The 11,911-nt window shown below is 74.2% G+C and carries 9 protein-coding genes and 1 pseudogene; 9 read left to right on the forward strand and 1 reads right to left on the reverse strand.

The window, feature by feature from the left end; all coding sequences use genetic code 11:
• On the forward strand, nt 1-381 hold a 381-nt coding region (locus ACZ6NC_RS33475), incomplete at its 5' end, for an amidohydrolase family protein (RefSeq protein WP_465737623.1).
• A 9-nt stretch (nt 382-390) separates the two neighbouring features.
• Here the strand turns inward: ACZ6NC_RS33475 and ACZ6NC_RS33480 are convergent.
• Nucleotides 391-2,406: an FUSC family protein gene (locus ACZ6NC_RS33480; RefSeq protein ID WP_465737624.1), complete on the reverse strand. Its 2,016-nt coding sequence runs from the start codon at nt 2,404-2,406 to the stop codon at nt 391-393.
• 656 nt (nt 2,407-3,062) lie between these two features.
• Here ACZ6NC_RS33480 and ACZ6NC_RS33485 point away from each other — a divergent pair.
• The 8 genes and pseudogenes from ACZ6NC_RS33485 to ACZ6NC_RS33520 all read left to right on the forward strand — a co-directional run bounded on the left by ACZ6NC_RS33485 (nt 3,063) and on the right by ACZ6NC_RS33520 (nt 11,693).
• Nucleotides 3,063-5,354 (forward strand): sensor histidine kinase, encoded by a 2,292-nt coding sequence (locus ACZ6NC_RS33485; RefSeq protein ID WP_465737625.1) that lies wholly within the window; start codon nt 3,063-3,065, stop codon nt 5,352-5,354.
• Complete coding sequence (locus ACZ6NC_RS33490; RefSeq protein WP_465737626.1) at nt 5,351-5,764, forward strand: roadblock/LC7 domain-containing protein; 414 nt, start codon at nt 5,351-5,353, stop codon at nt 5,762-5,764. Before ACZ6NC_RS33485 ends, ACZ6NC_RS33490 begins: the two co-directional genes overlap by 4 nt.
• A 44-nt stretch (nt 5,765-5,808) precedes the next feature.
• Nucleotides 5,809-7,002 carry an ABC transporter substrate-binding protein gene (locus ACZ6NC_RS33495; RefSeq protein WP_465737627.1) on the forward strand — a complete coding sequence of 398 codons (1,194 nt, stop codon included), beginning with the start codon at nt 5,809-5,811 and terminating at the stop codon, nt 7,000-7,002.
• 24 nt (nt 7,003-7,026) lie between these two features.
• Nucleotides 7,027-8,909 (forward strand): annotated as a pseudogene (locus ACZ6NC_RS33500) (ABC transporter permease).
• Complete coding sequence (locus ACZ6NC_RS33505; protein WP_465737628.1) at nt 8,906-9,649, forward strand: ABC transporter ATP-binding protein; 744 nt, start codon at nt 8,906-8,908, stop codon at nt 9,647-9,649. The pseudogene ACZ6NC_RS33500 and the gene ACZ6NC_RS33505 overlap by 4 nt, the downstream one beginning before the upstream one ends.
• A gap of 5 nt (nt 9,650-9,654) precedes the next feature.
• On the forward strand, nt 9,655-10,374 hold the full coding sequence (locus tag ACZ6NC_RS33510) for an ABC transporter ATP-binding protein (RefSeq protein WP_465737629.1): 720 nt from the start codon (nt 9,655-9,657) through the stop codon (nt 10,372-10,374).
• Nucleotides 10,374-11,183 (forward strand): class I SAM-dependent methyltransferase, encoded by an 810-nt coding sequence (locus ACZ6NC_RS33515; RefSeq protein ID WP_465737630.1) that lies wholly within the window; start codon nt 10,374-10,376, stop codon nt 11,181-11,183. Before ACZ6NC_RS33510 ends, ACZ6NC_RS33515 begins: the two co-directional genes overlap by 1 nt.
• Before the next feature lie 306 nt (nt 11,184-11,489).
• Nucleotides 11,490-11,693 (forward strand): cold-shock protein, encoded by a 204-nt coding sequence (locus ACZ6NC_RS33520; RefSeq protein ID WP_042388274.1) that lies wholly within the window; start codon nt 11,490-11,492, stop codon nt 11,691-11,693.
• Nucleotides 11,694-11,911 lie beyond the last annotated feature (218 nt).

The following is an 11,911-nucleotide window of genomic DNA, read 5'->3' on the forward strand; positions in this document are numbered from 1 at the left end:
CGCGTCGCCCTGATCACCGACGCCATGGGCGCCGCCGGCATGGGCGACGGCCTCTACCCCCTCGGCCCCCTCCAGGTCCAGGTCACGGACGGCGTCGCCATGCTCACAGACGGCAGCTCCATCGCGGGCTCCACGCTCACCCTGGATGTCGCGTTCAAGCGCTCCGTCACCGTCAACGGCCTGACGCTGGACCAGGCCGTCGAGTCGCTCTCCGCCGTCCCCGCCCGCCTGCTCGGCCTCGCCGACACCGTCGGCTCGCTGGAAACCGGCAAGAACGCCGACCTCGTCGTGGTCGACTCCGACAGCCACGACCTCGTCGCCGTGATGCGCCGCGGCGAGTGGATCACCGGCGGCGAGAAGTTCCACCGCGTCCGGCGCTGAGCCCCACCGTCAGCCGGCCACCCCGGCCAGGGCCCGCTGCCGCTCCTGGATGCCCTGGAGCTCCGCGACGATGTCGCGGAGCGTGCGGCAGTCCGGCGGGACGGCGTCCACCGCGGGGCGGCCCGCCGGAGCGGCCCGGCCGTCCAGCGCGTCCGCCACCTCACCGACCGCCGAGACCACCTGACCGACCGCCACCGCTCCGGGCGGCTCCCAGCCGTGCGCCAGCCGCACGGCGCAGGCGGTCGCGGCGTCGGCGATCCGCTCGGCGCGCACGGCCACCTTCAGCCACTCCTCGCCAGGGTCCGCCAGCAGCTCCACCCGCACGGTCTCGGCCGACACCCGGGCCTCCGCGAGCGCCCGGTAGGCGCTGCGCCGCAGCTCGGCGCGTCGGCCCGCCTCGGCGCCGGGTACGGCCGCCGGGTACGGCGGCCCGGTCAGCACGTCGTGCAGGTAGTGCTGGGTGTGGCGCAGCGCCTCCGCGCAGCGGTGCCCGACCCGGGCGCGGGTGTCGACCAGCCGCGGCAGGTGCCCGACCACCAGGACCACCGCGCAGGCGAGCGCCGTATCGGCGAGCCGGGAGCTCGCGGCCTGGGTGTCGCCGCCGAGGGAGACGAAGGCGAGGACGGTGAGCGTGACCACCCCGGTCTGGAGCGCGAAGTGCCGCAGGGACGGCGCGATGAGCGCCCCGCAGACGGCGACGACGATCACCGGCAGACCGGGAACGGCCCCGGCCGCCACGCTGTCGAGACCGGCGAGGAGCAGGACGCCCGCCGCCGTCCCGGCGAAGCGGTTGACGATCCGCGAGAACAGCGGGCCGTAGTCGGGCTTGACCAGGAAGGCCGCCGTGGCGGGCAGCCAGTACCAGTGGTCGGCGTGGAGCAGCAGTGCGAGCGCCGCGGTGACCGCCACGCACGCACCGACGCGCACCCCGCACTCGCGCCCCGTCGGCCCGGCGGGGTGGATGCCCCGGCGGGAGCGGGTGCGGGCCGGCCGCTGCGAGGACCCGCCCGTGGACCGGTCACGGGAACCGCCCGGCGATCCGTCCGGGGAGACGTCCGGAGGTCCGTCCGGAGGTCCGTCCGGGCGGACCTCCGGACGGTGGTCGAAGGCGAACCCGGCGGCCAGGACGGCGCGGTCGAAGGCGGTCCGGGCTGGGCTCCCGGCCGCCGGGACCGGCAGCCTGCCCGGCTGGGTGTCGCCCCGGACGGCCTCGGCGAGGCGGCGCGGGCCGGCGAGCGCCCTGGCCGGCAGCGCCTCGCCCTCCCAGAGCAGGGCCACACTCGCCTCGCAGAGCGCGGCGGCGGCAGCGAATCGCTCGTCCAGCCGGAGCTCCGCGGGCCGGCGGCGGCCGGGCCGGCGCAGCAGCCGCTGGAGCCGCAGCGCCTCGTCGGCCCGGTCGAGCGCGACCGTCAGCCCGCGCCGGGCGCGCTCGGCCCCGGGCGTGCCGACCGCCTGCAACGCCCCGGCCAGGGCGTCGAACACGGCCGCCACCGCCTGCCGTTCGCCGTGCAGCGGGCGGAACTCCGGGACGGGCCGTACCGCGAGACGCACGACCAGGAACCAGGTGCCGCCGAGCAGGTACCAGCCCGCCTTCGCCCACGCGGGGCCCGCCATGGGCATTCCGCAGCCGAGGGCGGTGAGCACCAGCAGTTGCACCCCGGCCGCCGAGCAGACCGGCCCGGCGACGCTGACGGCACCGCAGACCACGCCCACCGCCGCGAGCAGCACGACCGCCCACCAGCCCGGGGCCTGGCCGATCAGCAGTCCGGCGGCCCCGGCCAGGGCCGGCAGGCCGACCAGGGCCGCGGCCGAACGGGCGGTGCCGGGGCGGTCGTTGATGCCGCCGAACATCGCGGCGAGTCCGGCGAGGACACCGGCCTGCGGCTGCCCCGCAGCGACGGCGGCCCCGAGCAGCGGGCCCATGCCGAGGGCGCCGCGCAGCACGCCGCCCCAGGGGAACGGTCCGGACTGCCGCCGCAGCGGGTGGAGCAGCCAGTCCGGTGGTCTGATCTCTCGGCGGCGCACGCTCCCCCTCGCTCCACATGACACTGTTCTCCCTCGGAACCGTAGGCGATCTGCCTTTCCAGGCCGCTTCCTGTAGGTAACGCTCCCGTTTCGTCCATCGATCCACAGCCTTTCACGGAGAGACGCCTTCGGTCCGCCGGCGACGCCGCCCTCCGGGGCCGGGTCTCCCGCCGCACCGCACACGCCTCGCGGCCCGAGGGAGCCACGGCGACGGCGCGCGCCGGTACGCCGGGTGCGCCGACCGGACGGACCGATCCGACCGGGCGGACCGGGCAGACCTGGGGGACCGGACGGACCAGGGTGGACCGGACGGACCGCCGTCAAGGACGGGTGGGGGACGCCGTGGCACCGCGCCGGAGAGGCTTCCGGGGCGGTGCCACCGGGGAGCCGGGGTGCGGGGCAGGCAAGGGAATTGAGGAGGGGGCTTTTTAACGCTCCATCAGTTGGCTAGGCTTCCGCAGGTTTCGAAGACATGATCGACCGACGCCACTATGATCGGCGCGGCATCGTGTCAGGTACGCGCCCACTGGAAGACTCCCCAGCGGCCGACAGAGCAGCACCCCCTCGCCAGCCCGTCCGATCAACCTCCAAGGCGTCATGACTGCTCACCAGCAAGGCCTGATCAACCCTCCGCTCATGGCCGGAGGACCGGCCCGGTGACGATCACCCGCAAACTCGCCGTACTCGCCACGGTGCCACTGCTCGCGGTGGTGGCATTCGCCGCGCTCGCACTGCGCATCACCGCCGGTCAGATGTTCGGGGCCGCGCAGCTGCGATCGATGGTGGCCATCAGCGCCCAGGCCGGCGACCTGACGCACCAGCTGCAGCGGGAACGCAACTGCGCCGCAATGCTGTTGACCGGCGAGGCGAATCCCGACCGGACCAACGCCTACCTCCGGCAGATCCAGGCCACCGACGCGAGTATCGCGCAGTACCGTCAGCTGCGGGGGCGCATGCATGCGTCCCGGGGCAACTCCAGCGGGCTCCTCAGCCAGGTGGACGACGACCTGGCGGACCTGCCCGCGCTCCGCAAGCAGGTGGAGTCGAGCCCGGGTGCCGCCCTGTCCGCAACCACCTTCCACTACCGGATCGTCATCGCCGACCTGCTGGCCTACCGGGGCGCTGTCGCCGGGGCCGGACGCGCCGGGGCCGATCTCGCCGGCCGGATCAACAGCGGGGTGACCCTGGCCCGGGCCCAGGAATCGGTGAGCCAGCAGGAGGTCGCGGTCCTCACGTCGCAGGCCTCCGGCGTCCTCACCCCTGCCGCGCAACAGGCGATCACCGCCACCCGGACCGGATACACCGAAGCCGTCCTGGAGTTCCAGCGGATCGCCACCCCGGAGTGGCAGACCTGGCTGGACCGGTCGCTGACCGGTTCCGGCATCATCGCGGCGAGCCGGCTGGAGGACGCTGTCGCCCGCGCCACGCCGGGCCGGCCGCTACCGGTGGACGCGAGTTGGACGACGCTGATGGACGAGCGGACCGAGCGGCTCCAGCAGGTCGAGCAGAAGGTCGACGCCGCGGCGCTCGTCAGCGTCACCGACTTTCGCAACGCGCAACGCAGATGGGCCCTGAGCGAGGGCCTGGCGGTCCTGCTCGCGGTGGTCTCGGTGATCGTCCTCGCACTCCGGCTGGGCCGGCCGATGATCCGGGAGCTGCGCCGGCTGCGCGTCGCCGCGCACGCGGTCGCCCACGAGCGCCTGCCGGCGGCCGTCACCGCACTGTCGACGGGAGGCGCACTCGGCGAGGCCACGCCGGAGGAGTTCGCCGCCGCGGCGGGCGACGCGGTCGAGGTCCGCGGCCGGGACGAGATCGCCGCCGTCGGCGCCGCCTTCAACACCGTCAGCCGGGAGGCCGTGCGGATCGCCGCCGAGCAGGCGGCCATGCGCGACCGGATGGGCAGTGTCTTCGTCGGCCTGGCCCGCCGGGCCGAGCGGCTGACCGGCGCACTGGTCCAGGCACTCGACGCGGCCGAGCGTGACGAGCCCGACCCCGAACGGCTGGCCCGGCTCTTCGAGCTCGACCACCTGGCCAGCAGGATGCGCCGCAACAACCACAGCCTGCTCGTCCTCGGTGGCGAGGCGACGGCCCGGGTGCGGTCGACGGACGCCCCGATCGAGGACGTCCTCCGGGCTGCGGCGGCCCAGACCGAGCGCTACACCCGGATAGACGTGGGGACCACGGACCAGGGTGTCCTGGTCGAGGGCCGGGCGGTGGACCACCTGGTCCACCTCTTCGCCGAGCTGCTCGACAACGCCACCGCCTTCTCCAAGCCCGAAACCCGGGTGACCGCCGAGGCCCGGCTGCTCACCGACCGGCTCGTGGTCCAGGTATGCGACCGGGGCATCGGCCTGGGTGAGGACCGCTGGGACTCCGCCAACGAGAAGCTGGCCACACCCCCTCCGGTCGAGATCGCCGCCGTCCGGGCGATGGGGCTGACCGTGGTCGGCCACCTGGCGTCCTGGTACGGGATCCGGGTCGAACTGCGCCCGCGTCCGGGCGGCGGCACCATCGCCGAGGTCACCCTTCCGGACACGGTGTTCGGCGTGGCCGAGGCAGCCGACCCGGCCCCCGTCCCTGCGCCCATCCCGGTCCCCGTCCCTGCGCCCGTCCAGGCCCCGGCGGCGGCGCCGGCACTGCCACCCGCCGCCTCACCGGCAGCGCCCCCGTCGGAGTCGACGACCGCCGGCACCACCGGAAGCGGCCTGCCCAGGCGCAGGCGGCCCGCGGCTTCCACCGCTGAGCCCGCCCCCGCCCACGCGGCGGCCCCCGGCACATCCGACTCCCCGCCGCCCGCCGCCCGCCCCTCGCACGGACTGGCACACCGCGACGCCGGACAGGTCTCGGCCTCCATGGCCGCCTACGCCCGCGGCATCGGCGCCAGCCGCGCCGGACGCGGCGCCCCCAAGCCACTCCTCTCCGATCCGAACCAGAAGGAAGACGCATGACCTCCCCCTCGACGCACGATCTCGACTGGCTGCTGAACGACTTCGCGGCCCGGGTCCCGGAGATCACCCACGCGGTGGCGGTCTCCGCCGACGGGCTGCTGATCGCCGCCACCAAGGAGGTCGACGCGGAGCACGCCGACCAGCTCGCCGCGATCGCGTCGGGGCTGGTCAGCCTGCTGGCCGGCGCCGGACGGCTGTTGAAGGCGGAGCCGGTGATCAGCAACCTGACCGAGCTGCAGGGCGGCTTCCTCTTCTCCATGGCGGTCAGCAGCGGCGCCTCGCTGCTGGTCCTGGCCTCGAAGGCCTGCGACATCGGCCAGGTCTCCTTCGAGATGGCCGAGCTCATCAACCAGGTCGGCCCGCAACTCACCCCCGCGGCCCGCGCCAAGCTGCTCGACACGCCTTCCTGACCCGTCATCAGTTCCGGCCTGTCACGCCTACTCCGGGAGCACACATGTCACCGATCCGCAGACGCCGCTCGGCAGGAGCCCTCGTGGCCGCCCTGCTACTCGCCACCGGCTGCACCAGCGGCCACAGCGGCGGCGCCGCGGCCGACGGCGGTCAGAGCACGGTGAAGATCGGCCTGCTGGCGTCGCTCTCCGGGACGTACAAGTCCGTCGGAACCGATCTGCGGGACGGCTTCCAGCTCTATCTGGACACCCGCGGCGGCAAGCTCGGCGGCCATCCGGTCGACCTGGTGATCGCCGACGAGGGCGACGGTGCGCCGACCGCTCTCCCCGCCGCCACCAAGCTGGTCAAGCAGGACAAGGTCCTCGCCGTCACCGGTGTGGTCGGCGCGGGCTCGGTCGCCGCGATCTCCCCGTTGCTCAGCGAGGCCGGGATCCCCCTGGTGAGCTCCAACGGCCGCCCCGCCGTCAAGGAGGTCAGCCGGCAGTGGAGCACCAGCTTCATGTCCGACGAGCCGGGAGCCGCGATCGCCCAGTACGTGCACGACGTCGTCAACGGGCCGGTCTACGCGATCGGGCCCGACTACCAGGGCGGCTGGGACGAACTGCGCGGCTTCACCGACGCGTTCGCCAAGGCCGGCGGCCAGCTCGCCGGCTCCGACGGCAAGGCGACCTTCACGCCGTTCCCCGGCACCACCGACTTCACTCCCTACCTCAACAAGATCAAGAACTCCAAGGCCAAGGCGGTGTACTGCTTCTACGCCGGTAGCGCGGCGGTCGACTTCGTCAAGCAGTACGCCCAGTCCGATCTGGCCGGCACCCCGCTGTACGCCGCCGGGTTCCTCACCGAGGGCGGCGTGCTGACCGCCCAGGGCGATGCCGCCAAGGGGATCCGCTCGGTGCTCAACTACGCCCCGGACCTGGACAACGCGGCCAACCGGGCGTTCGTCTCGGCCTGGCAGTCCAAGCACCAGTCCCCGCCCACCACGTACGCGATGGCCTCCTACGACGCCGCCTCCGTGCTCGACAAGGCGATCGGCGCGGCGGGCGACAAGGTCGACCCGCAGACGCTGAACACCGCGATCGCCGGCCTCGGCCAGATCGACAGCCCCCGCGGCACCTGGCAGTTCGGCAGCAACACCCACTCGCCGGTGCAGAAGTGGTACCTCCGCGAGGTCAGGAGCGACGGCCGCGCGCTGTCCAACCAGATGGTCCAGGACCTCGCCACCATCGGGAACTGACCGGGCACCCGGAGAGGGGGGCCGATGGGCCTGATCGACGCACATCTGGTGCCCGCGGTGGACGGTGTGGCCTACGGGCTGCTGCTGTACGTCGCGGCGGCCGGGCTCACGCTGGCCTTCGGGACCGGTGACGTCCTCAATCTCGCCCACGGCACCCTCTACGCCGTCGGCGCGTACACCGCCGCCGCGCTGTCGGACGGCTCATGGCGCGGGCTGCTGCTCGCGCTGGCCGCCGGCGCCGCGGCGGCCGGCGCCGGCGGCGGGCTGCTCGCCGTGCTCACCGCACCGATCCGCCGGCGCGGCCATCTCGCCCAGGCCCTGCTCACCTTCGGCGTGGCGCTGGTCGGCGGCGATCTGCTCAGCACGGCCGCCGGGCCCGACGACCTCCCGGTCGCCCTGCCGGCGGCCCTCGACGGCAGCGCCGACCTCGGCGGGCACCGCTACCCGGTCTACCGGCTGGCCTTCATCGTGGTGGCGGCGCTGCTGGCCGCCGCCGGGCAGCTCTTCCTCCGCCGCACCAGGGCCGGCGCGCTGCTCCGGGCCACGGTGGACGACTCCGCGATGGTCGCGGGCCTGGGCACCGACCCCCGCCTGGTCCACACCGCCGTGCTGGCGGGCGCAGGGGCTCTCGCGGGCCTCGCGGGCGTCCTCGGCGCCCCCATCATCGGCCCGGGCCCGCGCACGGCCGACACCGTCCTGCTGCTCTCGCTGATCGTGGTGGTGCTGGGCGGCCTGGGCTCCGTCCTGGGCGCTCTGGTGGCAGCGGTGGCCGTGGGCGAGGTACAGACCCTCGGCGTCGACCTGGTGCCGGGCCTCGCCCCCTACCTGCTGTTCACGGCGATGGCCGCAGCCCTGGTCCTGCGCCGCGGCAGCGCCGCCGGAGCGCGCGGATGACCGGGATCCGGGCGGTCGCACGTCCGGCCGGATGGGCGCTGCTGCTGACCGTGCTCGCGCTGTTCGGCGTGCCGGCGGTGGTCGAGGAGTCGACACTCGGCCTGCTCGCCCCGATACCCGCGCTCGGTCTGGTCGCCGTCGGCATCACCGTCCTCACCGGCCGGGCCGGGCTGCCCACGCTCGGCCAGGCCGCCCCGTACGCGGTCGGTGCCTACACCGCCGCCCTCCTGGGCCGCGCGGGCGTCGACGTCGGGCCGGTACAGCTCGCCGTCGCCGCCTCGGCCGCCGCCCTCTTCGCCCTGCTCACCGGACCGGTCGTGGTCCGGGCCCGAGGCGTGACGGTACTGATGATCACACTGGCCCTGGGAGAACTGACCGCCACCGCGGCGGCCCGCTGGAGCTCGGTCACCGGCGGCACCGACGGCCTGGCCGGCATACCGCCGGTCCGCGCGCTCTGGGGCACGGCACCACTGACCGCCGACCCGGACGTCTACCGGTACGCGGTCGCCGTCGCCGCCTGCGCGATCACGGCGACGGTCGTGGCGCTGCGCTCGCCACTCGGACTCCTGCTCGCCGGGTGCCGCGACGACGAGGCACGGATGCGGGCCAGCGGCCACCCCGTCACCCGCGTGTTCCTCGGTGCCCACGTCTGGGCCGCCGCCCTGGCGGGAGTGGGCGGCCAACTTCTCGTGACCGCCCAGCGCTACGTCTCCCCCGCCGACGTCGGCTTCACCACGTCCTCGCTGTGCCTGCTGGCCGCCGTCCTCGGCGGCGTGGCCTCGCCGGTCGGCGCCCTCGCCGGCACCGCGCTGGTACTGATCACCCGGGACCAGCTCGCCGCCCACTGGCCGGGACACGGCCCGCTGCTGCTCGGCGCACTGTTCATCGCCTCCGTGTACCTGCTCCCCCGCGGGCTCGCGGGCATCCGCCTGCGCCGGCTCCCCCGCGGCTCCCTTCCGGCTCCTCCCTCCCGTGCCCCGGCCCGTCCCGCTTCCCCGGAGGTCGGCCCGTGAACGCCCTGCTCACCATCGCGAAGGTGACCCGCCGCTACGGCGCGACGGTCGCTGTCGACCGGCTCGACCTGACGGTCGAACCCGGGGCACGCCACGCCGTGATCGGGCCCAACGGCGCCGGCAAGTCCACCCTGCTCGGCCTGGTCGCCGGCACGGTCGTACCGTCCGCCGGCCGGATCCTGCTCGACCGGCAGGACATCACCGGCACCGACCCGGCCCGCCGGTCCCGCCTCGGCATCGCCCGCACCTTCCAACAGCCCGCCGTGCTCGGCAGCCTGAGCGCCCTGGACAACGTGGCCCTCGCGGCCTGGCGGCACACCGAACTGCGCGGGCTCTGGCGCCCCCGCCGGTACCGGGAGCTCGGACGCCGCTGCCACGAACAGCTCGACCAGGTCGGCATCGCGCACCTGGCCTCCCACACCGCCGGCCGACTGTCCCACGGCCAGCAGCGGCTGGTGGAGATCGCGGCCGCCCTCGCCACCCGGCCCCGGATCCTGCTGCTGGACGAGCCGGCCGCCGGCCTGGCCGAGGAGGACACCGACCGGCTGGTGACGGTCCTGCGCCAGGTGTCCACCGAGGTCGCCGTGCTGCTGATCGAGCACGACCTCGCCTTCGTCAACGCCCTGGCCGGCCGCGTCACCGTCCTGCACGAGGGCCGGTCGATCGCCGAGGGCACTCCGGAGCAGATCAGCGCCGACCCCGCCGTCCGGGAGGCCTACCTCGACACCCGGTCCGGGTGAGTCGGATGCTCGAAACGCTCTCCCTACGGGCCGGCTACCACGGCGGCACTGTTCTGCACGGCGTCGATCTGACGGCCGGCCGGTTCTCCGTGCACGCCGTTCTCGGACCCAACGGCGCCGGAAAGACGACCCTGCTGCACGCGCTGGCGGGCCTGGTCCCGGTGGGCTCGGGCCGGATCGAACTCGACGGAACCGACGTCACCCGTCTCCCCACCCACCGCCGTGCTCGGGCCGGCATCGGCCTGGTCCCGCAGGGGCGCCGGGTCTTCGCCTCCCTGACGGTGGCCGAGCACCTCAAGGTGGCGCACCGGCGGCGGGCGACAGCCTGGTCACCGGCCCGGGTCATCGACCTGCTCCCCCGTCTCGGCGAGCGGCTGCACCAGCGCGCCGACCGCCTCTCCGGCGGCGAGCAGCAGATGCTCGCCATCGCCCGCACCCTGCTCACCGGGCCCCGCGTCCTGCTGCTCGACGAACCCACCGAGGGCCTGGCCCCCGCCGTCGCGGCCGATGTCCTCGCCCTGGCAGGCCAGTTGGCCGCCGACGGACTGGCCGTCGTCCTCGCCTCCCCACGCCCGGCCCAGGTGCTCCCCATCGCCGGCCGGATCACCGTCCTCGGCGCGGGCCGGATCACGGCCGCGCTGGACGGCGCCGCCGCGCGTCAGGACCCGGCCCGCGTACTCGCCGCCCTCGCCCCGCCCCGCCCAACGCCACAGGAGTTGCCCTGATGCCGGCCGACACGCACTACGCCTTCGACAACCGGGCTGACGAGGCCGTGGACCAGTTGCAGGTGCTGGAGTCCTCCCTCGACCCGATCACCGCCGCTCACCTGGACCGCCTCCGGGTCCCGCTCGGCGCCCACTGCTGGGAGGTCGGGGCCGGAGCCGGGTCGGTCGCGCGGCTGCTCGCCCGACTGGTCGGCCCCACCGGCTCCGTGACCGCCACCGATCTCGACCCGGCCCGACTGGCCGGGTCCACCCCGTCCACCGGGTCCACCGGGAACCTCCTCGTCCGTCGCCACGACGTCCGGCACGAGCAGCCGCCCGGCGGCCCCTTCGACCTGATCCACGCCCGCCTGCTCCTCCTCCACCTGCCCGAACGCCGCGAGGTGCTCGCCACCCTGGCCGGCGCCCTGCGCCCCGGCGGCCTCCTGCTGATCGAGGAGTTCGACCGCAGCCCGCTCTCCGTCCTCACCCCGGTCGATTCGTCCGAACGCGAGCTCTTCTCCCGGGTCATCGACACCGTCCTCACCGTCCTGGGCGACCGGGGTGCCGACCTGGACTGGGGGCGCCAGGTCCACGGCGCGATGACGGACCTCGGTCTGACCGACGTCCACACCACCGTCCAGGCCGAGAGCTGGTCCCACGACGGCGGCGCCCGCCTCCACGAGATCAACTCCCGCCAGCTGCAGGAACCCCTGCTCGCCGCTGGTCTCACGCTCGACGAGCTGACCCGCTTCCGCGCGCTGGTCCGCAGGCCCGGCTTCGAGGCACTCTCCTACTCCCTGGTCTCGACCTCGGCCCGCAAGCCCGTGTGAGAAGCGCCCCGCGCCGGTCCGGTCGACACTCTCGGACCGGCGTGACGGGACGGCCGTTCGACGCCCGCACAGGTCGGCCGTCCCGTGCCCCGGAAATATCCGCGGCCGAATTTTCCACCGGAACAAGCCCGGGCCTGCTAGAGTCGTTTTAGTTGCAGTAGTGGTTCCCATGAACTTTGTGTGCGCCTGCTGATGTTTCGCAGGCGCATTTTTGTTTCCCGGCTCTTCCCCGGGCGGGTCATCATCGCGGCGACTCGAAGTCCGCACAGTGCGGGCTTCGGACAGCCCTTGAAGGAGATTATTTTTATGGCTAATGGCACCGTGAAGTGGTTCAACGCGGAAAAGGGCTTCGGCTTCATCGAGCAGGAGGGTGGCGGCCCGGACGTCTTCGCCCACTACTCGAACATCAACGCCCAGGGCTTCCGTGAGCTGCTCGAGGGCCAGAAGGTCGAGTTCGACGTCACGCAGGGCCAGAAGGGCCCGCAGGCCGAGAACATTCGCCCGCTGTAGTTCTTCTGCCACGGCACCCGCCCGGCAGCGAGGGGCCCGCACCGTGCACATGCCCGGTGCGGGCCCCTCGGCTTTTGCTCCACGAACCATCCCGGCCGCTCAGGCCCCTGGCTCCGCCACCGGCGGCCGTTCCCACGCGAGACGCACAGCGCCGCGTCCGGATCGGCGCCCTGCCGTGACAGCTCACGGTTCGAGGTTCTCCGCTCCCGCCCACGCGG

Source organism: Kitasatospora sp. NPDC041988 (genome assembly GCF_055588525.1).

Excerpts from the sequence above, each read along its gene's own strand:
- ACZ6NC_RS33490 (WP_465737626.1), top strand. The coding sequence starts at position 5,351 with ATGACCTCCCCCTCGACGCACGATCTCGACTGGCTGCTGAACGACTTC.
- ACZ6NC_RS33495 (WP_465737627.1), top strand. The coding sequence starts at position 5,809 with ATGTCACCGATCCGCAGACGCCGCTCGGCAGGAGCCCTCGTGGCCGCC.
- ACZ6NC_RS33510 (WP_465737629.1), top strand. The coding sequence starts at position 9,655 with ATGCTCGAAACGCTCTCCCTACGGGCCGGCTACCACGGCGGCACTGTT.
- ACZ6NC_RS33515 (WP_465737630.1), top strand. The coding sequence starts at position 10,374 with ATGCCGGCCGACACGCACTACGCCTTCGACAACCGGGCTGACGAGGCC.
- ACZ6NC_RS33520 (WP_042388274.1), top strand. The coding sequence starts at position 11,490 with ATGGCTAATGGCACCGTGAAGTGGTTCAACGCGGAAAAGGGCTTCGGC.